We start from the raw sequence: 24,630 nt of genomic DNA, 5'->3' as shown, positions 1-24,630 counted from the left end.
CTGCTGTTCTAATCGTCGCATGCGCTGGGACAACCTGCGGCTCGTCGACACCGACCCCGACGATCCCGCTCTGCCGCTGTTCGCCCGAGGGGCGGTGACCCGTACGTTCGACACGCCCGAGTTCCACGGCATGACGTTCTACGAGATCCAGGCGCGCACCATCGTCAACCGCGTCCCCTCGACCAGCCGCGTGCCGTTCGAACACACCATCAACCCCTACCGGGGCTGCGGCCACGCCTGTTCCTACTGCTTCGCCCGCAACAGCCACACCTACCTCGACCTCGACGCGGGCCTCGACTTCGACTCCAAGATCGTGGTGAAGGTCAACGCGGCCGAACTCGCCCGCAAGGAACTCTCCGCGCCACGCCTGCGCGGACGCCACATCGCGATGGGCACCAACGTCGACTGCTACCAGCGCGCCGAAGGCCGCTACCGACTGATGCGCGGCATCCTCACGGCCCTGCGCGACGCGGGCAACCCTTTCTCGATCCTCACCAAGGGCACGCTCGTCCTGCGCGACCTCGACCTGCTCACCGAGGCCGCCGAAGCCGCCGACGTGGGCGTCAACGTCTCCGTCGGCTTCGTCGATCCCGCCCTGTGGCGTGCGGTCGAACCCGGCGCCCCCAACCCCCGCCGCCGCTTGGAGACCTGCGCCACGCTCACCGCCCGGGGCATCGGCTGCGGCGTCCTCATGGCTCCCGTCCTCCCCTACCTGACCGACTCCCCCGCTCAGCTCGAACAGACCGTCAAGGAGATCGCCGAAGCCGGCGCGACCCACGTGACACCCATCGTGCTGCACCTGCGTCCCGGGGCCCGCGAGTGGTACCTGACCTGGCTGCAGCGCGAGCATCCACGCCTGGTGCCCCGCTACCTGGAGTTGTACGGCAGAGGCGCCTACGCCCCCAAGGCGTTCCAGCGTCGCATCGCCGACCTGGTCGAGTCGCTGGCCACCCGCCACGGCATCGGCCGAACACACTCCACCCGCCGCATCCGCCCCAGCCCACCGGACCCCCCGCCCACGCAACTCTCCCTCCTATGACCCGACGGCCGGGACCGCCGCCGGGCGGTGCCTGATCGCGGGCGTCGCCGCGTCCGGCAGCGGCCATGCGGCCGATGTCCGCGCAGCAGACGACGCCCGCCACGGTAGACCGAATCCGCGAGGTAGCCGGCCCCAACGGTCAGATACAGCCCCACAAAAAGGTGATTTGTCAGGTTTAAGTGTTGAATGTCGTCTTCGCGAGTGGAAGGGGTATTAAGTCTGTCGATGCCCTGCGGGGATCGAGAGCCATCGGGGGAGACGATGACAGAGCAGATCAAGAAACCGGCCGCCAAGTCCGGCAAGTCCAAGAAGGCCAACATCAAGGCCACGCGCCAGGCGAAGGCGGCGGCCAAGGCGGCCAAGCAGCAGACGACGCGCGAGCCGGTCGACGAGCCCTGACCGGTGATGTGATCGGGCAGCCGGGGTCGGCCGATCCCGGCTGCCCGCCCGTGGAGGCCCCATGCCCGCCTATCTCCGTTTCCCCTCCGTCTTCCAGGACGTGGTCGTCTTCGCCGCCGAAGACGACCTCTGGATGGTCTCCGCCCTGGGCGGCCGCGCCTTCCGGCTGACCACGGGACTCGCCGAGGCCGGTTACCCGCGTATCTCCCCGCGCGGCGACCAGCTCGCGTTCGTGGGGCGGGAGGAGGGTCCCGAGGAGGTGTACGTGATGCCCGCGGACGGCGGCGCCGCCACCAGGCTCACCTACCACGGCGCCCGCTGCACCGTCACCGGCTGGGACCACGACGGTGGCATCCTGTACTCCGGAGACGCCTGCCAGCCCTTCGAGGGCAGGAAGTGGCTGCACCGGGTGGTGCCGGGCGGGGTCCCGCAGCGGCTGCCGTACGGCCCGGCGAACTCGATCGCCTACGGCCCGCACGACATGATCGTGCTGGGCCGCAACACCGCCGACCCGGCCCGGTGGAAGCGCTACCGGGGCGGTACCGTCGGCGACCTGTGGATCGACCCGGACGGCCGTGGCGCCTTCCGGCGACTGATCAAGCTGCCCGGCAACCTCGCCGCCCCGTGCTGGAGCGGCGAGCGGGTGTTCTTCCTGTCCGACCACGAGGGTGTCGGCAACGTCTACTCGTGTACGCCGGAGGGCGAGGACCTGCGGCGGCACAGCGACCACGACGACTATTACGCGCGCAATCTGTCCAGCGACGGCCACCGGCTGGTCTACCACGCGGGCGCCGACCTGTTCCTCATCGAGCCGGGCCGCGACCCGCGCCGGATCGACGTCCGGCTGGCCTCCTCGCGCACGCAGCTCAACCGCCGTTTCGTGGACCCGGCCGAATACCTCGACAGCGCGACCCTGTGCCTGGACGGCAGCGCCCTGGCCGTCACCACCCGGGGCAAGGCGTTCACGCTGGCCTGCTGGGAGGGGCCCGTACACCAGCACGGCGCGATGCACGGCATCCGCTACCGGCTGCTGACCTGGTGCAACGACGGCGAACGGCTGGTCGCGGCGGCCAGCGACGCCTACGGCGACGAACGCCTGGTCATCCTCGACCCCGCCGCCCCGACGACCGACGCGGCGGCAGCAACAGCGGCAGCTCCAGAAACAGGCACAGACACAGACACGAACACGGCGACGGAAACGGAGACAGGCGCAGGTACAGCGAGGCCGGAGAGGACGTCGGTGCCCGAAGCGGAGGAGCAGGCCGAGGCCGCCGGGCGGACGGTGGCGGAGCTGGGGCGGATCGGGGAGCTGGCGCCCGACCCGGCGCACGACCGGGCCGCCGTCACCAACCACCGGGGCGAACTCCACCTGGTGGACCTCGACACCGGCGCCAGCACCCTGATCGAGACCAACCCGCACGGCCAGCCGCACGATCTGGCCTGGTCGGCCGACGGCTCCTGGCTCGCCTACGCCGCCCCTCTCGACGCCCAGCGTACGGCCGTGAAGCTGCATCACCCGGAGACCGGTCGGACGCTCGCGGCGAGCGAGCCGGTCCTGAAGGACGGCGCCCCCGCTTTCGACCCCGAGGGCCGTTATCTGTACTTCATCGGCCAGCGGGTGTTCGACCCGGTCTACGACCAGTTGCAGTTCGACCTGGGCTTCCCGCTCGGCACCCGCCCGTACGCGGTCGCGTTGCGCGCCGACGCCCCCGACCCGTTCGTGCCGCGCCGCCGTCCCCTTCACGAGAAGGACGAGGACGAGGAGGAGGACGCGGAGCCGGAGCCGCTGCGGGTCGACGCCGACGGCCTGGCCCGCCGTGTCACCGCCTTCCCGCTGCCCGAGGGCAGGTACGAGAGCGTCGCCGCGATCAGGGGGAAGGTGCTGATCCTGTCCAGCCCGCTGGAGGGCGAGCCGGTGCTGCACCTGTTCGACCTGCGAAGCGGCAAGCACGAGGTGTTCGCGGAGGACGTGGGCTCCTTCGAACTGGGCCGCGACCGCCGTACGCTGCTCTACCGGACCGGCGGGCGGCTGCGCGTGGTCAAGGCCGGTGAGGCGCCCGAGCACGACGACGACCCGCCGGGGCGCGACAGCGGCTGGATCGACCTGTCGCGGATCAAGGTCAGCGTCGATCCCGAGCACGAGTGGCGGCAGATGTTCCGCGAGGCGTGGCGCCTGCAGCGGGAGAACTTCTGGACCGAGGACATGGCCGGGGTCGACTGGCAGGCCGTCTACGAGCGCTATCTGCCGCTGGTGGACCGGGTCACCACCCGGGGTGAGTTCTCCGACCTGCTGTGGGAGCTGCACGGCGAGCTGGCCACCAGCCACGCCTACGAGAGCGGCGGCGAGTACCGCTCCGGCCCCGACTACAGCCAGGGCAAGCTCGGCGTCGACTGGGAGTTCCACGACGGCCTCTTCCACGTCGGCGCCATCGTCACCGGCGACCCGTGGGATCCCGACGCCACCTCGCCACTGACCCGCATGGGTCTGTCCGTCCGGCCCGGCGACGTGCTCCTGGCGATCAACGGTCATCCGATCGGCGCCCACGCCACACCGAACGAGCGCCTGGTCAACCAGGCGGGCGAGGAAGTGGAGCTGCGGCTGCGCAGGGGCGAGCACGTCTTCACCGTGTCCGTGCGCGCACTGGCCGACGAGCGACCGGCCCGTTACCGCGACTGGGTCAACCTCAACCGCGCCCGCTGCCACGAGCGCTCCGACGGCCGCGTCGGCTACCTGCACATCCCGGACATGGGCACCGACGGTTTCGCGGAGTTCCACCGGGGCTTCCTGGCCGAGTACGACCGGCACGCGCTCATCGTGGACGTCCGGTACAACGGCGGCGGCAACGTCTCGGCGCTGCTGCTGCAGAAGCTCGCCCGCCGCCGCCTCGGCTACGACCATCCCCGGTACGGGGATCCGGAACCGTACCCGCCGGAGTCCCCGCGCGGCCCGCTGGTGGCGATCACCAACGAGTGGGCCGGGTCGGACGGCGACATCTTCAGCCACACCTTCAAGCTGCTGCGCCTCGGCCCGCTCGTCGGCAAGCGCACCTGGGGCGGCGTCGTCGGCATCTGGCCCCGCCACCGGCTGGCCGACGGCACGATCACCACGCAGCCGGAGTTCTCCTTCGCCTTCGACGACGTCGGCTGGCGGGTGGAGAACTACGGCACCGACCCGGACATCGAGGTGGACATCACCCCGCAGGAGTACGCCGAGGGTCTCGACACCCAGCTCGACACCGCCATCGACACCGCGCTCGACCTGCTACGACGCCGGCCGCCGCACTCACCATCGCCGCGCATGCAACCTTGACCGGATCAAGAGCGTCTAAAAGGGCACAGGCGGGGCAAGCGTCACGGGGACTCCGCCTGCGCGAGACAATACGCCGGTGGCGGCGAAGCTCCGCCACCGGCCGCGATCGTTCACCAGCCGAATGAGGGGACAACGACAACGTGCGCGCATTGGCACGCAAGGGCAAGGCGGCTGCCGCCCGGCTGTACAGGGGATACAACCGGCGGAAACTCCGTAACGCGCCGCCGCCGTCCATCGACTCCGTCCGCATCCTCATCCTGCACGCCAACGGCATGGGCGGCACGATCAGGACGGTGTTCATCCTGGCCGGTTACCTGGCCGCCACCGGACGCGACGTGGAGATCGTGAGTGTGCTGAAGGAGGCCGACCAGCCGTTCTTCCCGGTCGATCCGAGGGTGCGCTTCCGCTTCCTCGACGACCGCACCCGGCCGGCCAGGGGCATCCGGGCGATGCTGTCGAGCATGCCGAGCAAGCTCGTGCCGGAGGGCGAGTCGGCCGCGCACCGCTTCAACGCCTACACCGACCTGGTCCTGGCCCGCTATCTGCGCTCGGTGCACACCGGCGTCGTCATGGGGACCCGTCCCGCGCTGAACCTGATCCTGGCGCAGCTCGCCCAGCCCAACGTGATCACGGTCGCGCAGGAGCACGTCGGGCTCAACGCCAAGCCGGAGCCGCTGCAGGAGTACATCAAGTGGCGGTATCGCCGCTTCGACGCGCTGGTCACGCTCACGCGGGCCGATCTGCGCGACTACCGGGAGACGCTGCCGAAGAAGCCGAAGCGGCTGGTGCGCATCCCGAACGCGGTCCCGCCGATGACCGGCGACCAGGCCAAGCTGGACGCCAAGGTCGTGATCGCCATCGGGCGCGTCACCCGGCTGAAGGGCTTCCACCGGCTCATCACCGCCTGGGAGCAGGTCGCGGCGGCGCATCCGGACTGGCGGTTGCGGATCTTCGGTGACGGCCCCCAGCTGGAGAACCTGCGCACGCAGATCGCCGAGGCGGGGCTGCAGGGCTCGGTCGAGCTGCCCGGCCCGACCAGGGACGTGGGCGCCGAACTGGAGAAGGCGTCGGTGTTCGTGATGAGCTCGCGGCACGAGGGCTTCCCGATGACGGTGCTGGAGGCGTGGGGCAAGGGGCTGGCCGTGGTCAGCTTCAACAGCCCGCACGGCCCCAAGGAGATGATCACCGACGAGGTGGACGGGCTGCTGGTGAAGCCGCGCACCAATGACAACCTCGCCGCCGCGATCATGCGGGTGATCGAGGACGAGCCGCTGCGCCGCAGGCTGGCGGCCGGTGCGCTGGAGACGGCGCGGACGTACGAGGTGGACGCGGTCGGGGCGCGGTGGGACGCCCTGCTGGAGGAGCTGCTGGCCCGCCGCAACGGCACCTACCGCCCGAAGCCCAAGCCCGCGCCGATCGTCTGATCCTGTCCGGGGTTCCCGCGAGGTCGCCGCTCAGCCGAGGGCCTGCGCGAGGACGGCGCCGCACGCCGCGGCGCCGAGCCCCGCGAGGACACTGACCACCGCGTTGGCCGCCGCGTACAGCCGCGCCCGCTCCTCCAGCAGCCGCACGGTCTCGTAGCCGAACGTCGAGTACGTCGTGAGCGCGCCGCACAATCCGGTCCCGGCCAGCGCCAGCGCCCCCTCGTCCGAGGGCAGCGCGATCAGGAAGCCGAGCATCGCGCAGCCGAGGACGTTGACGGTGAGCGTCCCCCAGGGAAAACGCGAACCGTGCAGCCCCTGCACGGCCCGGTCCAGCACGAAGCGCAGCGGCGCCCCCACCGCCGCGCCGAGCGCCACCAGCAGGACGGTCACCGGGCCGCCGCCCGCGCCGCCAGCCGGGCCAGCGCCATCCCGCACCAGGTGGCCGCCACAGCCGCCACCATGGTCCCGCCGAGATAGGCCAGCGCGGTCACCGGCACCCCATGTGCCACCATCCGCCGAATGTCAGCGACATATGCCGAAAAAGTGGTGTATCCGCCGAGAAAGCCGACCCCGAGGAACGGCCGCACCAGCCGATGCACCACCCACACCTCGGTGATCGCCACCATCAGCGCCCCGATCAGCAGGCACCCGCTCACATTGATCACGAACGTCGCCCACGCGAACCCGCCGGGCGCGGACGGCCACACCGACTGCACCCCGAACCGCGCCAGCGCCCCGGCCATCCCGCCGGCCGCGACCACCGCCAGCACCGCCCAGCCCAGCTCACCGCGCGGACCCGCCACCGTCATCCCCCTGCCCACGTGCCCCGGGAGCGTCCAGGGCGACTTCTCGGGCACCGGTCACACGCCCATCTACCGTAACGAAAGCCAGCGAACCACTGCCCGAGCGCTCAACGCGCCTCCAGCCAGTCGAACCCGTGCTTGAACGTCTGCTCCGCCAGCACCTTCTGCCCCAGCGCGTTCGGATGGAAGTAGTCCCAGCCGCTGATGTGGGCGAGTGTGTACGGATAGGAGAAGACCGCCCCGCCGTCGGTACGGCAACGCGGCCCGTAGGCCGCGCACGCCCGCGCCAGCACCGCGTTGAAGTCGACCACCCGCTGCCGCACCCGCGCCCGCCGGTCCACGTCGGCCCGCGCCTTCGACGCCGGATCGGCCAGCATCGACTGGCAGATCCGCCCCAGCGTCCAGAACGCCCGCGCCAGCCCGTGCTCCCGGCCCGCCACCCACAACCGCCGCAGGTCGGGGATGCTCGCCACGAACACCCGCGCCTGCGGCAACCCCTCCCGCAGCGCCGACAGCGCCTGCTCCACCCGGCTCCGGTACACGGGCACGGACGTCATGGCCCGCTCGGTGCGCGTGCACACGTCCTGCGCCCCTATGAGAATCGTCACATACCCGGCGCCCGCGGTGACCGCCCGGTCCACCTGCCCCCGCAGATCCGCGCTCGTCGCGCCCGGCTCGGCGAAGTTGCGGTTGCCGCCGGACATGCCCAGCCGCAGGTAGTGACTGTCCAGGTCGCGATCCGTGCCGGTCGCCCATGATCGGGACAGGCACGACACGTACCATCCGCACGCGTTGAAGCCGGTCGAGATCGAGTCCCCCAGTGCCGCCATCACCCGGGGCCCCGGCTCGGCCACCGACCCGGACACCAGTAGCGCTCCCACCAGAAAAGGCGTGATCATAGCCACGAACGTAGACAACGCCGCAGGATCGGCGCCCGCAACACCCTTGGCGGATACCTTCTCCCGACCCTCCGCACAGCCCCGCTTGACGCCCCCGCCCGGCGGCGCGGAGAGGTGGGGTGGGAGTCGAACGTGTTCAGTTCCCGCATAGAGTGTGTTGAGTGAGTGTCGCGCTCGGAACCACACGCCCGTTGCCGGTCCGTACCACCTCGGTGGGCGACCCCGGCGACCTGCTGCTATCGCTTCCCCGCACCGCGCCCTACGCCTGGGTCCGCCACGGACAGGGCCTGGTCGGCTGGGGGGAGGCGGCCCGCGCCGAGGTCCCGCCGGGCCCCGGCCGCTTCGCCTGGGCCCAGCAGTGGCTGACCGACGTCTTCGGCGAGGCCGCCATCGACGACCACGTGCGCACCCCGGGTTCGGGCCCCGTGGCGTTCGGCACCTTCACCTTCGACGAGAACAGCCCCGGCTCCGTCCTCGTCGTCCCCCGGGCGATCCTCGCCCGCCGCGACGGCCAGGCGTGGCTGACCACCATCGGCGACGCGCCCCTGGAACGCCACACCCCGATCCGCGCCGCCGGCCGCATCAGCTACGGCGACGGCAGCCTCACCGCCGCCCAGTGGCAGACCGTGGTCGCCCGCGCCGCCCAGCGCATCCGCGCGGGCGAACTCGACAAGGTCGTCCTGGCCCGCGACCTGCTCGCCACGGCCGAGCACCCCATCGACGTCCGGCTGCTGCTCACCCGGCTGGCCGCCCGCTACCCCGACTGCTACGCCTTCTCCGTCGCGGGCCTGGTCGGCGCCACCCCCGAACTGCTCATCCGCCGCACCGGCCAGGAGATCGAGTCGCTCGTCCTGGCGGGCACCACGCCGCGCGGCACCGGCCCCGCCGACGACCTGGCCAGAGGCGCGGCGCTGCTCGCCTCCACCAAGGACCGGCAGGAGCACGAGTGCGCGATCGCCTCGGTCCGCCAGACGCTGGCCCCGCTGTGCTCGGCGCTGCAGACCCCCGACGAGCCCGAACTCCTCGTGCTGCCCAACGTCCAGCACCTGGCCAGCCACGTCACCGGCCGCCTGGCCGACGGCGCCACCGTCCTCGACGTCGTGGCCGCCATGCACCCCACCGCCGCCGTCGGCGGCACCCCCACGCCGAAGGCGATCGAGGTCATCCGCGAACTGGAGGGCATGGACCGCGCGGGCTACGCCGGCCCGGTCGGCTGGATCGACGCCCACGGAGACGGCGAATGGGGCATCGCACTGCGCTCGGGACTGGTGGAGGGCCGCCGGGCCCGCCTGTTCGCGGGCGGCGGCATCATGGGCGACAGCGTGCCCGCCCTGGAACTCGCCGAGGCCCAGGCGAAGTTCCGCGTCATGCAGTACGCGCTGGAAGGGTAGACCTGCTCCATCTCTTACGGCTCCCGCCCCGCCACACCCCTCCCGCCGCACCAGGCCGACGGCCTCCAAGGCGCCACTCCTCCGCCCCCTCCCTCAGCGACGCCGCCCGTGACGCCCCTGGCGGCGCCCCTGCCCGCCTCACGAACCGACCTGCCTCAGGATCCCGCCGGGACCACTTCGGAGGCGGCCATCGGCATCGCCGAGTAGCCGAGGCGGTCATACAGCCGGACGGCCGGGGCGTTGGCGTCGTAGACCATCAGGGCCGCCCTGCCGTACTCCTCGATGAAACGCGCAGACACCCACCGGCACAACCGTTCGGCCAGGCGCCGCCCCCGCAGGTCGGACACCGTCGCCACCGACGACAGCAGGCCGCAGCCCGGCGCGCTCCACGCGTCGGCGCCCACCGCCGCCAGCCGTCCACCGGACACCAGGCCCGCCCACCGCCGGACGCCGGGGGCGCCCGGCTGGGCGAACGAGCCGGGTGCGTGCTCCTCCAGCAGCGCCGCCACCTCCGGATCGCGGGCGGCGGGCAACCACGCGAGGTCCGGCTCGTCCGTCGCCGGCGCCTTGTCCAGGGTCCGCCACGTGAAGCCCGCTGCCACCAGCCGCAGTTCCGGCATCCGGTTCACCACCTCGCGCACCAGGGCGCGCTCGCCGAGCGGGCGGAAGGTCGGGCCCAGTTCGGCGAGCGCGTGCCGTACCAGCAGCGCGAGGTCTTCCGGGTCGCCCCGCACGCCCATCGCGTCGGCACGCGAGATGCCGAAGGCCGAGGACACGACCGCGTCACCGAGCGCCCAGGCCCGCGCGCCGCCCTGTAAGCCCTGCGCCGTCCAGACCAGCAGCGGGTCGTCGCCGGTGGCCGAACGGAGCTGTTCCAGCGAGGTGAGCTCGCGGATCACAGAATCGCGCCGGGGCGGTAGGCCGCCGCCGCCGGGTGGGCGGCCACGACCGCGTCCACCTGCCGGGCCACCGCCTCGACCTGCTCCGACGCCGCCCCCGAGAACGACACCCGGTCGGCGAGCAGCGCCTCAAGCTCCTTCTGGTCGAGAGGGAAGCGCTCGTCGGCGCCCAGCCGCTCCAGCAGATCGCCGCCCGCGCCGCCCGAGCGCATCGCCAGCGCCGCCGCGACCGCGTGCTCCTTGATCAGCTCGTGGGCCTGCTCGCGGCCCACCCCGGACCGCACCGCCGCCATCAGCATCTTCGTCGTCGCCACGAACGGCAGGTAGCGGTCGAGCTCGGCGGCGATCACCGTGGGGAAGGCCCCGAACTCGTCCAGCACCGTGAGCATCGTCTCCATCAGCCCGTCGAAGGCGAAGAACGCGTCGGGCAGCGCCACCCGGCGCACCACCGAGCACGACACGTCCCCCTCGTTCCACTGGTCGCCGGCCAACTCGCCGACCATGGAGGCGTACCCGCGCAGCACCACCGCCAGGCCGTTGACGCGCTCGGTCGAGCGGGTGTTCATCTTGTGGGGCATCGCGGACGAACCGACCTGCCCCTCCTTGAAGCCCTCGGTGACCAGCTCGTGCCCGGCCATCAGCCGGATGGTCTTGGCCAGCGACGACGGCGCCGCCGCGAGCTGCACCAGCGCGGAGACGACCTCGTAGTCGAGCGAACGCGGATAGACCTGGCCGACCGAGCTGAGGCGCCGCTCGAACCCCAGGTGGGCGGCCACCCGGCCCTCCAGCTCGGCCAGCCTGCCCTGGTCGCCGCCGAGCAGGTCGAGCATGTCCTGGGAGGTGCCGACCGGGCCCTTGATCCCCCGCAGCGGGTAGCGGGCCAGCAGCTCCTCCAGCCGCCGGTAGCCCACCAGCAGCTCGTCGGCGGCCGAGGCGAAACGCTTGCCGAGCGTCGTCGCCTGCGCGGCCACGTTGTGCGAACGGCCCACCAGGACGGTCTCCTCGTGGAGCCGGGCCAGCGTCGCCAGGCGGGCCAGCAACGCCACCACCCGGTCGCGTACCAGGAGCAGGCTGTCGCGGATCTGCAGCTGCTCGACGTTCTCGGTCAGGTCGCGCGAGGTCATGCCCTTGTGCACCTGCTCGTGCCCGGCCAGCGCGTTGAACTCCTCGATCCGCGCCTTCACGTCGTGGCGCGTGACCCGCTCGCGCTCGGCGATCGAGGCCAGATCGACCTGCCCGACCACCCGCTCGTAGTCGGCGACCGCCCCCTCTGGCACCGCCACGCCCAGCTCGGCCTGCGCACGCAGCACCGCCAGCCACAACCGCCGCTCCGCGACGATCTTGTACTCCGGCGCCCACAACCGCGCCAACTCACCCGAGGCGTACCGTGCCGCCAGAACATTGGGAACCCGCACCTTGCTCACCCCGCGAGTCTAGTGACGGCAGCCGGAACCGGGTGCTCCGGCCCGGGGTCGAAGCCCACCGAACAGTGGCATCCTGGACCGGCCCGGCCCACCGATCACGAGGAGCCCCGATGACTCAGCCGGCCTTCCGGCGTACCCCGCTCGATGCCGACGAACGCGCCAGAAGCGAGGCCGGCTTCGTCCCGCTCGTCACCGAGCACCTCCTGTCCGGCGGCCGGTTCCGGGTCACCGCCGACACCCCCGAGATGGTCGAGTTGTTCCAGGCCGTCGCGCGCCGCGTCGGCGAGACCCTCCAGCGGCCGGTGACCAGCTACGCCAACGGCCGCTACATCGTGATCGCCTTCGCCGAGCAGTAGGGCGCCTGCGCTGTCGGCCCCGGACCGGGGCCGACAGCGCAGCATTTCAACGATCCACGAATAATCCTCAGAAACCGAAAGAGTTGTGCGGTTCGGAGTCGATGCGGAACATTCGGGCCAGCCGCCCGATCACACCGTCGGTGTACGGAGTGATACGTCCCGCGTAGGCCAGGTCATGCGCCGACATGCCCCCGAAGTACAGCGAACCGAGCGCCGCGACCGAGATCGCCAGGTCCGCCTCCTTGTCGGTGGCGGTGCACGTCGCCGAAGCACCGTCGACGCGGAGAAGCCACGTCCGGTTGTTCGCCGGGCACATTCGGTCGTCGTCGACGGTGAAGGCCAGCTCGCCGTCCGTGTCGTACGAGCGTTGCGCCAGAGCGACGGGGACGTCGAGCAGGCGTGCCCACAGGTTGTCCGACTGGCGGGTGATGCGCATCGCCCGAGGACTCGCGAGCATCCACCGCAGTGGTTCCTCACGCGGACGGGCGGGCGCCACGACGGTCCTGGTGAGATCGAAGTCGATCAGCAGGCTCCACAGGGCGCGATAGGCCACCGGGTTCGTCGCCTCCAGCGCCTCGACGACGAGCGTTCCCGCGTCGGCGGCCGTCGACGACCACGGCAGCCGGAAGGCGGCCACACCGTCGACGTCGCCGTGCCGGTCACGGTGGACCAGATGACGCAACGGTCCGTCCGTGCCGTCCACTCCGCCGGACAGCCGGTCCCAGTGTCCGGGCAAGGGAGTGAGCTCACCGACGCGATGCGCCCGCACCTCGGCGTGCACCACAGGCCAGACCTGCTTCGCCTGGGCCGCGTCGACCAGTTCCAGCGAACCCGGATCGGGCGCCGCGGGAAGGAGGGCGGCTTCGTGGCGGTTCAGCTCCCATCGCGTGCGGTAGGTCGCCGGCGAAAAACCGAAACGGCCGTAGATGCCGCCCTCGCTCGCGCTCAGCATCGCCAGCGGCTCACCCCGGGCCAGGGCCGCGTCGAACATGGCCTGCATCATCCGCCGCAGACAGCCCCGCCGGCGGTGAGTGGCGATCACCCCCGTGGCCGTGACACCGGCCATCTTGACCTTCCCGCCTCCGGGAACCGTCACATCGAAGGAGATGGTCGCCGACGCGCCGACGCACGCGCCGTCGGCGAAGGCCGCGATCGGATGGAAGAACGGGTTCGCGGTGTCGGCCGCCGCCCACGCCTCACGTTGCTCGACGGTAGCGGGCGCGCGCGGCGGAGGCCACGGTTCCGGACCGCCGTGCCACGCGGCATCGGCCGGCTCCCACTGCGGCAACCCGCTCGCGAAGGGCAGCGCCCGGTAGTAGGCGCTCATCTCATCTCGCCGTGGCGGACGTACCTGAATGGCCATAGCGAACATCGCAGCCCAGACCAGCGCCTGCCGACAACTGATTTCTTCGCCCGCCGAGCTCGCCCTGGCAGGACACCTCGACCGTGGGCGACGGGCGGGCACGCCCGGTGCCCGCCCGTCACGAACTCACACCCGCTACCGGGCCGACACCAGCGTCTTCGGCTCCTCCTGCGGAGCGCCCGACCGGCGCCCGAACCGCTCCTTGGTCCGCTCCACCATCGTGTACAGCGTCGGAACGCCGAATGCCTGAATTGATGCAAAGAAGATTCGATACCTGTGACCTGCCACAGGGCCCCGCGAGCCACCCAGCCCCATCATCCCTCTCACAGTCGAGCCGTTCCGGATATACCGGAAATACTAGAAATGTGAGAAAATGACGTCATGCCAACTCGCGCCGAAGCCTTCGCGTCAGCAGGCTTGATCCTCGCCCGCGCCCGCGCTCGACGCGATTCCCTCTCCCCCGAAGACGCCGCGCGCGAGGCCCACACCCCCGGGGGCCCTTCCCTCGATGAGCTTGTTCGGCTCATTCGGGCGCAGCGTGCCGCTGCGCCCGAAAACGCAGCGGCATGAGCGCCCTTACATGTAGATTTTCGGACCGCTTACCCGGGGCGCCGGACAGATGTCGGCGCACTTTCGCGCCGCGCGGGCCTGCCCGCCTCCCGCCACCCCGCGACACGGCGCTACTCAGAAGTCAGCGACAAAGTATGACCCGACGCGGTAGATGCCATCCTTGCCCCGATACACGGTGCCGATGTACTGCCCCGGATCGCAGCTGTCATCTCTGTACGCGTCGACATGCGAACGCTCAAGGTCGTTCCGTATGTAGTGGATGTCGCTGCCCGGATAGTCGTGGCAGCCACGGGGCGGGTTGACGATGGGCGCCCCACTGATCCACAGCGTCCCCCTCCCGGCGTGGGCGGGAACCGCTGTCGCGGCTACCACCACGAACGCCGCAGTCAGAGCGCCGCCGACACGGACCATGCGTTTTACCTGCGCGAACATTCGCACCTCCACCAGAGCCATCACGAACAGCAAGTAGTCAACTACAAAACGTCGATGGTGTCATTACTTACCGAGGCGATTCAGGCCGCACCCTTGCGCAGCGCGGCCCGCGCCGCAGCGACACCCCTCGCACACGACTCGACGGCCGCCCGTACTTCCTCATCCGTCTGGCGACGAGCACTGGCCGGCAACTCTTCCCGGGAACGCACACGATCCCTGGCGGCTCGGGCTTCTGCATGGGACGGCAGTTCCCCCGCGAACTCCCCCTCTGGGCCTAGCCAGAGCGCCAGGCGGTGGCGGAGACGAGCACGCAGGGTCCGGACTCGGATCGCCGGGGGCAGGGGCAGGGTCGGCGAGCTGGGGTCGGCGTTGCCCCATCGCTCCCCGTCTGGGCGGACGTTCAGCGCGTACTCGACGTCAGCGGGCGTCGCTCCGGCCTTGAACAGGGGCCGGAGCAGGGAGCGCAGATCGCGGGCCGACAGCACCCGGAGCGTCAGATTGTCGGAGCGGAGTCGTTCGCATGCGGCAAGCATTTCCGCTTGCCGGTTGGGGCTGATGGTGCGTCGCCAGCTCTTGCTGGTCTCCTCGCGCGCGTGCGCGCGTGCGTATGGGAGAGTTCCTCCCTCAAGAGCAACCACAAAGGCGGGGGTGAAAGTTTCGCCCCCAGAGCTATCACCTGCGGAAACGCTCGGCACAGGGGCGAGGTGGGGCCGGGTCGCGACGGTTTCGACCGGCCAGGGGATCTCGTCCCGGTCGGCGCCCGGGGTGCCCTGTTCGAGGTCGCCTTCCAGGATGCTGGTGGGGATCGTCAGGCGGTACTGGGCAGCCTCGTTGCCGCGGCCGTCGTCGCGCGTGCCGTACATGGTGCCCGGCCGGTAGCGGACAGTCGTGCCGTGCACCTCGGTGAGCAGCAGGCTGTTGTCGCGCATCCAGGCCAGGTAGCTGGCGATGGTGCGCGTGCTGACGCCGAGTTCTTCGGCGAGTACGGCCCAGGTGGCGCCCTTCTTGGGTGCGGTGAGCATGTCGCGGGTGGAGCGCTTCATGAGCTGCCAGGCGAGTTGGAGGATGCGGCGTCGCCAGTCGTTGCGGCGGTTGGTCGCGCCGGACAGGTAGTCGACGGCATCGAACCAGAGGCCGAGCGCGGGCGCGACGATGCGCTGTTCGGCGCGGTGCTCGTGTTCGGCGAGATGGGCCGAGAGACCGGGGACGGCGAGCTGTGTGTCCGTTTCGGGGCATGCAGGACTGGCCGCTTGGCGAGGTGCTATGGTCAGTCTCCAAGCGATCGTGGATCTGGTGATGCGCTGCTCTGGCCGTTGGTTGGTCGCCTGTGGGCTGGAGCGGAGCAAATGATCCGCTTGCTGTTCAGATGTGAAGGGACGCCTCGCAGTGCGGGGCGTTTCTGCTTTTCGGAGGCTTCTTGGGCGGTTTGCTCGGAGGGGTTGGGGCAGGGTCCGTGTTCCGACCCTAACGCGCACAAGCCGACATTTACCAGCTTTGCGTGAAGTTCTCGAAATGTCCGCACGGCGTTGCGCGGGGTCACCGACCAGGCCGGAGCGCGCCCTTCCAGGTCGGCAGCGCCCAGGTGTCACCAGCCCGAACGACGGGCAGGCAGGCCAGCGCCGCCTCTACCTCCCTCAGGCGGGCGTCACCCCAGCTGGCCGCCGACCGCTACGACGATGACGACGACCAAGGGCCGTGTGGCGCGCTCAAGAGACATCCTCAGTGGCCGCCTCGACGTCACCGCTGGGCTGCTCGTGCTCCTGGCCGGGAGTCAGGACGAGCGCCATCACCAGCCCCACGCTCCACAGGACGAGTGCGGTCCCCCCGTACGGACCCCAGATGTGGGCGGCCAGCAGCCAGAGGAGGCTCAAGGTGATGCCTACACCGAATGGGGCGGCTCCGCGCCGCGCGACGAAGACGACCGCCGCTTCGACCACGACGATGACCAGGCTAAGGCGCCACAGGAGACTCATCGCGTTGACCTCGAACAGCCACCCAGCCAGTTGCAGACCGCTTATCCACACGACGGGGGCGAGCAGGACCAGGGAACGGCGGTGCCGGAGCGCGGCCATGCGCGCGGCGCGGCACAGTTCTTTGTCTCGGGGGAACTTGCTCGTCTGCTCGGCGGTAAGGGTCATGGCGATGTCCTCAAGTACGCATGGGTGTCGGCGTCCAGGGCCACCGTCCGTCCCAGCCCTCGATGGGCCTGGAACGGACCGCGACGCAAACGTCAGCGGGTCCTGGTAGGCCGACACCAGAGTGATGATCTCGCCGTGCGTGACATCAGATGGTGCTCTCAGCGGCCTGGCTCGCTGCCCAGGAGTCCCAGTCGATCTCCCACTCGCCTCCGTCAGGGACGACGGCGTAGCTGCTGATGAGGAAGGCGACCACGAGGCGCTTGTCCACGAGGTAGAGCCGCTCCCCCATCGCCCCGGGCAGGCGGACCAGCATCGAGCCGACGTCAGCGGGATTCGGGTGGACCTGCATGTCCGCCCACCGGGTCGGGCGGCCGAGCGCGTCGTCGAGCTGTTGCCGCGGGTATTCCGCGACGGTCTTCATACCCTTGCGGGTGCGGATCAAGAGGGTCACGAAGAACGGGTCGTCCGATCGGTAGACGAGCCACACCATGAGAGCCCGATCGTGGACGGGATCGGCGTCGACGAGCGGGAGGCGGATCTGGATGGACTTCATGGGGCTACCTCATATCCGTTGATCGGTTCCTGGTTGAGCTGGTCGCGCAGTGACCGGGCCTTCCCTGGTCCGATCCGGAGGACCTCCATCAGCCGGTCGGCGGTAACGGGCCGATCGAGTGCGCCCTGCTCGATCAGGTCGGCGGCTTCCGATCGGAGCTCTTCGATCGGGCGCGTCCGTCGCCGATCGGATCGGGTTGGATTGGGTGCTGACCTGGTCCGATCCGAGGAGGGATCGGACGATCGGGTGGCCTGGTCGCGTCGGGTGGGGTTGCTCGGCTCGACCGATTCGGGTGGGTCGATCGGCCACTCCGATCGGGTGGAGCCGACCGGGGTCGGATCGGTCGGGGTCACGGTCGGATCGATCCGATCGGGCTCGTTGGGGATCGGGGCGGGAATCCGATCGCGGTCGGTGGGCGCTGGGGTAGGAGCGGTGTTGCCGCAGCCCGATTCGATCGGAAGCCGATCCGATCCGCGAGCGATTTCGCTTGCGGGAATGAACGGCGGAACGATCGGGCCGAATCGGCTGATGAAGTGCTGGATGTTGCGCATGGCCTCCACGGCCGCCGGATCGGGGTCAGGGCCGCACAACTCGTCGGCGGTCGCAGCGAGCTGCGCGAGTGCAAGTTCGAGGGCGTGCCCGTGTGTGGTGACGACGGCCGCCTGCGCCTGCTGGCGGAGCTCCTCGATCCGGACTCGGGCGAGCGCCTCATCGCGGGTGGTGATCCCCTCCGCAACGGCGATCTTGAATGCGGCCCACGTCTCGTCCCGCAACGAGGGGATGACCCATCGCCACGCGCCGAACGTCGGCTGCTGCCGTACGAGAAGGTCCTGCTCCCGCTGCGCGTCCCAACGCCGCCAGCCCGAGTACAGCTGCCACAGCACCGGCGAGAAGAGCGAGGCGCACCCGAAGACGATTGCGTAGCCGCTGGTCAGGGGGTGGTCGAGGTTGTGCTGCCAGTTGAACCATCCGATAGCGGCGGCGATGGCCAGCGACAGCAGTCGCAGGAGCGGGGCGGAGTAGCCCTTGACGGTCTTGTCGTGGCTGAAGTACCCGACGATGTTCGCGATCGCTTCCACAACGATCGCCAGGGGCAGCGCCGCCCACCACGGCCACCCGGACACCAGGACCAGCGCGAGGACCTGCCCGAGGACCGCCGCCGCGTTCACGCCTACGATGCCGGTGGCCAGGGTCGCGTGGAAGCCGCGCCGCGCCCATCGCTGCCGGCTCGCAGCGCGGCGCTCAGCATGCCGCCGCTCGGCCTCCCTGCGGGCCTGAGCCCGTTCGGCGGCGGCCTGCTCGGCGAGTTCGCGGCGGGCCGTGTCCTCGGCCAGGGTCCTTTCACGGGTTCCGCGGACGAGGAGCGCCAGGCGCTCTTGGTTGAGCCGCTCTGCTTCCAGCCGCTGGCGAGCCTGCTCCGGGTCGAGATCGTCCTTGCGGGTGAACCACAGCTTCACGCCGCCGCCTCCTGGGGGGTAGTCGCAAGCGGTATCGCTTGCGACTTGAGAGTACGCAGGCGCGTGCGCACCTCTTCGCGGCGATCTGCGGCGATCTGCGCGCCGAACACCCCGTAGATGAGACACAGTTCCTCCGCCTTGTTCCTGGCGGCGAGCACGCGCGCCAGGTCATGGCGCGTCTGGAGCTCTCTGCAAGCGGCGACGACGGGGCAGGGGCCGCACAGGCGCGCAGCTCCGACGCGGCCGGTCTTGCCGTGGAAGAAGTCGTCGACGTCGCGGCCAGCACAGGCGGCCCTTGCCGCCACCTGCGCTTGCAGGGTTGTCGTGGGTACGTCCTGATTCGGCCATGGCGATGCGATACTGGGGGACATCTCTTCACGTCCTTCGGGTCGTGGCTCACATTCGGGTGAGGGAGATACAGCGGCTCCCGGAGCGTTTGGCTGACGCATCAAAATCCGGGGGCCGCCCTCTTCGATCAAATCCTCTCCTATTGTTGCAACAACAGGAGGCGCGCGTAGGTCAGGATGAGTCCCCAAGGAGACTCGTGTCAACTCAGCTGGTAGGGACGTTGCCGCGAGACGCGTTAACCTCTCTCTGATCACCGGACACGAGGGGGCCCTGTGGCAGAGCCGCAGTGGAAGCGGATCGCGACCGACCTTGAATCGCGCATCCGCAGCGGCGAGTTCCCGCCGGGCTCCTACCTGCCGCACCGCGACCAGCTCCGCCGGGAGTACGGCGGCGTGGCCACCAACACGATCGCCGCAGCCGCCCGCGCGCTCACCGAGCAGCTCCTGGTCCGCCGCGTCGCCAACAAGGGCCTGCTCGTGCTCGACCCCGTGCCCGCCATTGTCGACGTACCGCTCAACGTGCTTGCCCCTGGCGGCCTATGGCGATGGTGCTGCCAGCGGGCCGGCCTCGTCGGCGACCTGGTGGTAACCGGCGTCGGGCGTGAGGCGGCCACGGCCGACGTGGCCGACCTGCTCGACCTGCGCACCGGCGATGAGGTGGTGACGCGAGTCCGGCAGGCCACGATCGACGGCGACACGGTCCGGCTCGACTGGGCGTACTACCCCGCCGACCTGGTCAAGGACAGCGCGCTCGCCCGCCTGGCCGTAACGGTCGCGGGAACCGCTGCCGCTCTGGCCGACCTCGGCCACGCCCCCGCCGTTGTCACGCACGCCACGGTGTGGACCCGCCCCTCGACCACCTCCGAGGCGGCCAGCTTGAAGCTGCCGCGCGGTGCCCATGTCCTAGCGGCCGAGCGGGTGGTCCGTGATGGACAGGACCGCGCCGTGGAGCTGGTCCGCTTCGTCGCCAACCCTCAACGCATCCGGATCCAAGTCCACGAGTTGCCGTTCCACCCGGTTGCCGAGAACCCCGCCCCGGCGTGATCAAGGCGGCCACCTCGGCACGGAATCCTGTGACTGTACGGGAGATATTGGCCAGGTATGGACATGAGTAAGCCCTACGACCGTAGCCTGGGGATGACGAGTCTCCAGGAGGTGTAGGGCTATGTCCGACGGTAGCACGATGGCCGATTTGGCTCCACGGCTGCGCTCGGTACGCAAGCGACGCGGCATGACCCAGCGTGAGCTCGCCCGAGCCTCCGGTGTCTCCCTCAGCCTGATCAGCAAGCTTGAGGCGGGCGTGGTCGAGGGCACGCGTCTGGAGAAGGTACGAAAGCTCGCAACGGCGCTACGCGTGCGCACCACTGACTTGCTCGGCACCGCTGGCGACGCCGAGGAGCACACGAAGGTGACCAGCCCCGAGACGTGGGAGTCGGTCCGCCAAGCATTGCTCGGACAGTTCGGCCAGCCCGACGACGAACCCTCCGTCGAGGGCGTACAGCGTGGCCTCAACGAGCTCAAGCGGGTATTGGCGGACAACCGGTACGGCGAAGTAGCCGTCATGCTCCCGCACCTGATCCGCGACGCGGAGGCGATCAACGGCCCTGGACGCACCGTACGCGCGCGAGTGCTCAACACCACCGGCTGGGTGCTCACCCAGACCCGGAACTTCCACCTCGCCGAACCCACCCTGCACCAGGCCATCGACATCGCCGCCGACCGGCTCGATGCCGCCGCCGCCGTCAACACCATGGTCTGGCTCTACCTACGCCAAGGTCTCCTGGCCCAAGCCCGCGCTCTTGCCACGGAGTGGGCCGACGACATCGAACCGCGCCTGTCGCGCGCAACCACGGCTGAACTCACCCTGTGGGGCCGCCTGCTGCTGGGCGTCAGCACTACCGCCATCCGCGACAACCGGCCCGGGGAAGCCGAGGACGCCATTACGCTGGCGCGAGCCGCCGCCATCCGCATCGGGCACGAGGCCATCTCCGACACCTCCACCAACCGCACCTTCGGGCCGGTCACCGTGGCGATGATCCGCGCCGAGAACGCCATCATCACTGACGAACCGGACAAGGTGCTGGCCATCGCCGAACGCATCCCCATGACCAACCTGCCGCACGCCCACTCCGTCGGCCGCAACCGTCACCGGCTCGACGTCGCCTCCGCGCTGGTCTCCTTGCGCCGCCCGAACGAGGCGCTCATCGTCATGACGGAACTGGGCGATGACGCGCCAGAATGGCTGTCCGCTCAGCGCTACGCCCGCGACATCCTGGCCAGGGTAACCGAGCGCCGCCGCACCCTCACGCCCGAAATGCGGCGACTAGCCGATCTTGTCGGACTCGCCTACTAAGCTCCTCCAACTGCGCTGACCTGCACCTTTGAAAGTTTCGGCGCGGGTGCGCGCAAAGTATCAATGACAGCCTGTCAAGGCGGATCTACGTTCACAGTGTGACCTCCCACACATCCCCAGTTACGGAAGGGACGGGCGCCGCCGAACGTATGGCCGCCGACCTCGCCGCGCTCCTGGCGGCCAGGCACAACATCCCCACCGTCACCAACGTCGATACCGACACTGTGCTGTTGTCGGTTTACACCGGGCTGACCGTCCGCATCGACGGCACCCGGGTGTACTGGCGTGAGCCCGACCCGCACCACCGGCGAAAGTGGCCTCGCCGCATGGTGTACCTGACTGTTGAGCGCGCCGCTGAGCGCCTGGCCGACCACTACAAGCAGCTGACTGAGATTCCCCTCGGCGAGCTGCTGGCCAACGGAATCGTCCTGGGCCGGAACCGCGACTATCGCGAGCAGGACGCGCGCCCGAGCACCATGGCCGGGGAGGAGCCGCCGTGCTCCTGATGTACCACGGGTACGCCCAAGCAGGCTCCGCCGTCGCCCGCAGCGTCGGAGGAGGCGGGTGGGTGATCAACGACCGCCCGCACCAGCTCTTCACCCTGTCCGCCGCCATGACCCACATCCACTCGGCGTGGCTGACCGAGAGCCGGATCGGGGCCGGCCCATCCGGGATCTGGCTGGAGATCCACCTGCCCCCCTCCCCGGGCAGGCCGCCGATCGGCTGACCCTCCTGCGCAGGGCCGCATCCCTGCGTGGCGGAACAAGGCCGCCGCGTCCCCAACACGCCAGCCGCGACCGGCCAGGGCGTCGGCTTCGGCACGCCCTGACCCGGCCCCCGCGCGCCCGAAACCGCTCATGAACGAACGCTCGACGGCGAACCCGCCGCACCTCGGCGGGGAGCGCCGGAACGGAACCACGACCACGACCACGACCACGACCACGACGAGGATCCTTGATGATTCAGCACATCGGATCGGACCTGCCCCACAAGCTGCTCATACGTGGCGGACAGCCCCTGAAGGGCACCATCGCCGTGGACAGCTCGAAGAACGCGGCACTCCCCCTGATCGCCGCCGCCGCGACCGTCGGCCACCCCGTCACCCTCACCAACGTCCCCTCCTCGCAGGACGTCTGCATGCTGGTCCAGCTCCTGCACGCCACCGGCACCCGCGCCGTCCTCGACGCCGCGAACGTCCTCTACACCACCCCAGACCCCGGCCGCCGTGGCGAAGTGGACCGAGGGCTCGCCACCGGCACCCGAGGCTCCTACTACCTGGTGCCCGCCCTACTGGCCTCCGGCCGCGCCGAACTCCCCTGGCCCGGCGGCTGCGCGCTCGGCGACCGCGGCATGGAACTGCACTTCGCCGTGTACGAGGCGTTCGGCGACACCGTCCACACCTGCGAGAGCGGCTACCGAATCACCACGCGAGAGGAACAGCCGCCCACCCGGGTGGAGATCCGGCTGCCGTTCCCCAGCCGGGGCGCCACCGTGGCCGCGATCCTGCGCGCGATCCTCGCCCAGCGGCCGATGCTCCTGCGCGGCCCGAACACCAGCCCGGAGGTGACCGGCCTGGTGCGCGCCCTGCACCGGTCCGGGCACGAAGTCGCCTACCTGCCCGACGGCACGCTGACGTTCGAGCCCGGCCCCTGCTGGCCCGCCGTCTGGACGGTCCCCGGCGACAAGATCGAGGCCGGGACGCTGCTGTGCGCGCTGGCGGCCACCGGCGGCCGCGGCCGCGTCCACGGCGTGGACCCCGCCCACCTCACGCCGCTGCTCGACCTGCTGACCGAACTCGGCTTCCCCATCACCCGCGACCGCGACGCGGTCGAACTCGACGCACCCGCCCAGCTGACCGGCGCGCCGCTGCACGCCCTGGCCTCGATCACGTCCCTGTCGTCCCCATCCTGCCTGGACGCCGACTTCGAGCCGCCACTGATGGCACTCGCGCTCACCCTCCCCGGCCGCCTGCACACCTTCCAGGACGAGATCAACCCCGGACGACACGCCAACCTCGTCCCCCAGCTGCGCAAGCTCGGCGCGGTCATCACCGAGAGCTCCAGGACGGCCTGCCACCTCACCGGCCCCCAGCGACTCACCGGCGCCACGGTCGAGGCCACCGACATCCGCACCGGCGCCGCACTGCTGGTCGCCGCGCTCGCCGCCTCCGGCACCACCGTCCTGACCGGACTGCGGCGCGGCCACCCCGACCTGCCCGGCAAACTGCACGCGCTCGGCGCCGACATCGCCACCCTCGCATGAATACGGCTCTGGGCAGCGGCCCGCACAACCATCCCGCACCTCTTTCCTGCGGAGCCGCCAATGGTGGGCCCGGTCCTGAAGTCAAATGAGCAGCACCCGCGCCATGGAAGGCACTGTTCTGATGTCCGAAATCGTGCGCGACCTCGGTCGACGCTGGTGAGCACTGCGACGGGCGTTCACCCCGTAGTCGTCAGATGATCCGCCTCGGCGATGTGGGCGTTGCTGCGGTATGGCTGCCAGTCCGCGCGGAGCTGGCGGAGCTGGCGTTGCACGCGCGCCGAGGCGATCGACGGCAGGCCGGGCCCGAGGACCAGGACAGCGGCGGCGGCTTGTTCGATCTGTCCGGCGAGAAGGTGGGCGTGCGCCGCGCGCAAGCCGATCAGAGCCCGTGACCGGCGCTCAACGGGCCTGCGCGCGGCCATCGACGCGAGGTAGTGGCGGGCGGCGGTGGCATGGTCGCCGAGCTGGGTGAGGGCCAGCCCCGTCTGGTGCTCGAAGCTTTCGCGCCGGTAGTTGCCCGTCCAATCGGAGTCCGGGAGCGAGTCGGCTCGTTCGAGATGTTTTTCCGTGCGGGTGAGCAGGGTGAACGAGTCCCGCTGGCTGCCTGCGGCGGCGTGGGTTTCGGCCTGCATGCCGGTGATCCACGCCAAGGTGCGCTCCGGGCCGTTTCCTTTCAGCGAGGAGGCCGCCGCCTCGGCCAGGGCGAGGGCCTGGCTGCTGTGGCCGAGTTCGGTCGCCTGTACGGCCAGGCTGCGCAGGCCGGTCGCGCGCAGTACCCGGTCGCCGGCTTCGTCGGCCAGGCGGATGGAGCTGATGTAGTAGTGCTGGGCCAGCGCGTTCTTTCCGGCGTCCATCGCCATGTACGCGGCCAGGTAGGCGAGTTCGGCGGCGGCGCGGAACAGCTCTGGCCGGGCTCGGCCGCTGGTCGCGTGCAGCAGTGGGGTGACCTCGCGCACCATGTAGGCGGCGACCGCGTGGCGGGCATGCCCGCCACCGTACTGGTCGTCCAGGTCGGCGAAGGCCCGCGTGGTGACGCGGATGCGCTCGATGTCACCGAATCCGGCCCGCCTCGTCGTGGCGCGGGAGGGCGAGACTGTGCCGCTGGTGGACAGGCCCGTCAGCGCCGCCAGTGTGAATGCGCCCGAGGTCAGCACCGTCCGGCGATTGAGCATGTCGTCCTCTCCCAGTGCGGCCAGCCGAGCGACCGGATC

At 70.5% G+C, this 24,630-nt stretch carries 23 protein-coding genes and 1 pseudogene; 11 read left to right on the top strand and 13 right to left on the bottom strand.

Annotated elements, in window-relative coordinates; all coding sequences use genetic code 11:
* Positions 1-19: 19 nt before the first annotated feature.
* The 4 genes from ABD120_RS21410 to ABD120_RS21395 all read left to right on the top strand — a co-directional run bounded on the left by ABD120_RS21410 (position 20) and on the right by ABD120_RS21395 (position 6,172).
* Positions 20-1,039: an Rv2578c family radical SAM protein gene (locus ABD120_RS21410; protein ID WP_343951737.1), complete on the top strand. Its 1,020-nt coding sequence runs from the start codon at positions 20-22 to the stop codon at positions 1,037-1,039.
* Positions 1,040-1,300: 261 nt separating this feature from the next.
* The gene (locus ABD120_RS21405; protein ID WP_343951736.1) at positions 1,301-1,438 is read left to right on the top strand and encodes a hypothetical protein; all 138 of its coding nucleotides are present in this window, start codon (positions 1,301-1,303) and stop codon (positions 1,436-1,438) included.
* A 61-nt stretch (positions 1,439-1,499) separates the two neighbouring features.
* Positions 1,500-4,748, top strand: coding sequence for a S41 family peptidase (locus ABD120_RS21400; protein ID WP_343951735.1), 3,249 nt, complete (start codon positions 1,500-1,502; stop codon positions 4,746-4,748).
* A gap of 140 nt (positions 4,749-4,888) precedes the next feature.
* Complete coding sequence (locus tag ABD120_RS21395) at positions 4,889-6,172, top strand: glycosyltransferase family 4 protein (protein ID WP_343951734.1); 1,284 nt, start codon at positions 4,889-4,891, stop codon at positions 6,170-6,172.
* A 30-nt stretch (positions 6,173-6,202) separates the two neighbouring features.
* Here ABD120_RS21395 and crcB read toward each other — a convergent pair whose 3' ends face one another.
* The 3 genes from crcB to ABD120_RS21380 are packed head-to-tail and all read right to left on the bottom strand — an operon-like array spanning position 6,203 to position 7,874.
* A complete protein-coding gene (gene crcB, locus ABD120_RS21390) occupies positions 6,203-6,562 on the bottom strand; it encodes a fluoride efflux transporter CrcB (protein ID WP_343951733.1) in 360 nt (119 codons plus the stop codon).
* The gene (locus tag ABD120_RS21385) at positions 6,559-7,029 is read right to left on the bottom strand and encodes a fluoride efflux transporter FluC (RefSeq protein WP_343951732.1); all 471 of its coding nucleotides are present in this window, start codon (positions 7,027-7,029) and stop codon (positions 6,559-6,561) included. Before ABD120_RS21385 ends, crcB begins: the two co-directional genes overlap by 4 nt.
* Positions 7,030-7,082: 53 nt before the next feature.
* On the bottom strand, positions 7,083-7,874 hold the full coding sequence (locus ABD120_RS21380; RefSeq protein ID WP_343951731.1) for an SGNH/GDSL hydrolase family protein: 792 nt from the start codon (positions 7,872-7,874) through the stop codon (positions 7,083-7,085).
* A 161-nt stretch (positions 7,875-8,035) separates the two neighbouring features.
* On the opposite strand from ABD120_RS21380, the gene ABD120_RS21375 reads away from it, so the two are divergent.
* Positions 8,036-9,265, top strand: coding sequence for an isochorismate synthase (locus ABD120_RS21375; protein ID WP_343951730.1), 1,230 nt, complete (start codon positions 8,036-8,038; stop codon positions 9,263-9,265).
* 155 nt (positions 9,266-9,420) lie between these two features.
* Here the strand turns inward: ABD120_RS21375 and ABD120_RS21370 are convergent, their stop codons facing one another.
* Both ABD120_RS21370 and purB read right to left on the bottom strand, forming a co-directional pair.
* On the bottom strand, positions 9,421-10,164 hold the full coding sequence (locus ABD120_RS21370; RefSeq protein WP_343951729.1) for a GNAT family N-acetyltransferase: 744 nt from the start codon (positions 10,162-10,164) through the stop codon (positions 9,421-9,423).
* On the bottom strand, positions 10,161-11,588 hold the full coding sequence (purB, locus tag ABD120_RS21365) for an adenylosuccinate lyase (RefSeq protein ID WP_343951728.1): 1,428 nt from the start codon (positions 11,586-11,588) through the stop codon (positions 10,161-10,163). The genes ABD120_RS21370 and purB overlap by 4 nt, the downstream gene beginning before the upstream one ends.
* Positions 11,589-11,698: 110 nt before the next feature.
* On the opposite strand from purB, the gene ABD120_RS21360 reads away from it, so the two are divergent.
* Positions 11,699-11,944 (top strand): hypothetical protein, encoded by a 246-nt coding sequence (locus tag ABD120_RS21360; RefSeq protein ID WP_343951727.1) that lies wholly within the window; start codon positions 11,699-11,701, stop codon positions 11,942-11,944.
* A 67-nt stretch (positions 11,945-12,011) separates the two neighbouring features.
* On the opposite strand, the gene ABD120_RS21355 is transcribed toward ABD120_RS21360, so the two are convergent.
* The 7 genes from ABD120_RS21355 to ABD120_RS21325 all read right to left on the bottom strand — a co-directional run bounded on the left by ABD120_RS21355 (position 12,012) and on the right by ABD120_RS21325 (position 18,828).
* Complete coding sequence (locus ABD120_RS21355; RefSeq protein WP_343951726.1) at positions 12,012-13,271, bottom strand: GNAT family N-acetyltransferase; 1,260 nt, start codon at positions 13,269-13,271, stop codon at positions 12,012-12,014.
* Positions 13,272-13,991: 720 nt separating this feature from the next.
* The gene (locus ABD120_RS21350; RefSeq protein WP_343951725.1) at positions 13,992-14,342 is read right to left on the bottom strand and encodes a hypothetical protein; all 351 of its coding nucleotides are present in this window, start codon (positions 14,340-14,342) and stop codon (positions 13,992-13,994) included.
* 47 nt (positions 14,343-14,389) lie between these two features.
* On the bottom strand, positions 14,390-15,655 hold the full coding sequence (locus ABD120_RS21345) for a hypothetical protein (protein WP_343951724.1): 1,266 nt from the start codon (positions 15,653-15,655) through the stop codon (positions 14,390-14,392).
* A 360-nt stretch (positions 15,656-16,015) separates the two neighbouring features.
* Entirely contained in the window at positions 16,016-16,447 is a 432-nt protein-coding gene (locus tag ABD120_RS21340; protein WP_343951723.1) for a hypothetical protein, read from the bottom strand.
* Between the two features lie 145 nt (positions 16,448-16,592).
* The gene (locus tag ABD120_RS21335) at positions 16,593-17,000 is read right to left on the bottom strand and encodes an SsgA family sporulation/cell division regulator (RefSeq protein ID WP_343951722.1); all 408 of its coding nucleotides are present in this window, start codon (positions 16,998-17,000) and stop codon (positions 16,593-16,595) included.
* Entirely contained in the window at positions 16,997-18,457 is a 1,461-nt protein-coding gene (locus ABD120_RS21330) for a DUF2637 domain-containing protein (protein WP_343951721.1), read from the bottom strand. Before ABD120_RS21330 ends, ABD120_RS21335 begins: the two co-directional genes overlap by 4 nt.
* Positions 18,454-18,828: a WhiB family transcriptional regulator gene (locus ABD120_RS21325; RefSeq protein ID WP_343951720.1), complete on the bottom strand. Its 375-nt coding sequence runs from the start codon at positions 18,826-18,828 to the stop codon at positions 18,454-18,456. The genes ABD120_RS21330 and ABD120_RS21325 overlap by 4 nt, the downstream gene beginning before the upstream one ends.
* Before the next feature lie 249 nt (positions 18,829-19,077).
* On the opposite strand from ABD120_RS21325, the gene ABD120_RS21320 reads away from it, so the two are divergent.
* The 5 genes from ABD120_RS21320 to ABD120_RS21300 all read left to right on the top strand — a co-directional run bounded on the left by ABD120_RS21320 (position 19,078) and on the right by ABD120_RS21300 (position 23,419).
* A complete protein-coding gene (locus ABD120_RS21320) occupies positions 19,078-19,848 on the top strand; it encodes a GntR family transcriptional regulator (protein ID WP_343951719.1) in 771 nt (256 codons plus the stop codon).
* Between the two features lie 121 nt (positions 19,849-19,969).
* The gene (locus ABD120_RS21315) at positions 19,970-21,157 is read left to right on the top strand and encodes a helix-turn-helix domain-containing protein (protein WP_343951718.1); all 1,188 of its coding nucleotides are present in this window, start codon (positions 19,970-19,972) and stop codon (positions 21,155-21,157) included.
* A gap of 98 nt (positions 21,158-21,255) precedes the next feature.
* Positions 21,256-21,663, top strand: a complete 408-nt coding sequence (locus ABD120_RS21310; RefSeq protein WP_343951717.1) for a hypothetical protein — start codon at positions 21,256-21,258, stop codon at positions 21,661-21,663.
* On the top strand, positions 21,654-21,884 hold the full coding sequence (locus ABD120_RS21305) for a hypothetical protein (protein ID WP_343951716.1): 231 nt from the start codon (positions 21,654-21,656) through the stop codon (positions 21,882-21,884). The genes ABD120_RS21310 and ABD120_RS21305 overlap by 10 nt, the downstream gene beginning before the upstream one ends.
* A gap of 230 nt (positions 21,885-22,114) precedes the next feature.
* Positions 22,115-23,419, top strand: a complete 1,305-nt coding sequence (locus ABD120_RS21300; RefSeq protein WP_343951715.1) for a hypothetical protein — start codon at positions 22,115-22,117, stop codon at positions 23,417-23,419.
* 176 nt (positions 23,420-23,595) lie between these two features.
* Here the strand turns inward: ABD120_RS21300 and ABD120_RS21295 are convergent.
* Positions 23,596-24,624, bottom strand: a pseudogene (locus ABD120_RS21295) (NsdA family TPR-like regulatory protein); the annotation flags it as partial.
* Positions 24,625-24,630 lie beyond the last annotated feature (6 nt).

Origin of the sequence: Nonomuraea longicatena (assembly GCF_039525605.1) — a bacterium.
Lineage (GTDB): Bacteria > Actinomycetota > Actinomycetes > Streptosporangiales > Streptosporangiaceae > Nonomuraea > Nonomuraea longicatena.
The sequence above is the reverse complement of the archived record's forward strand: the minus strand, read 5'-3'. Positions and strand labels throughout refer to the sequence as shown.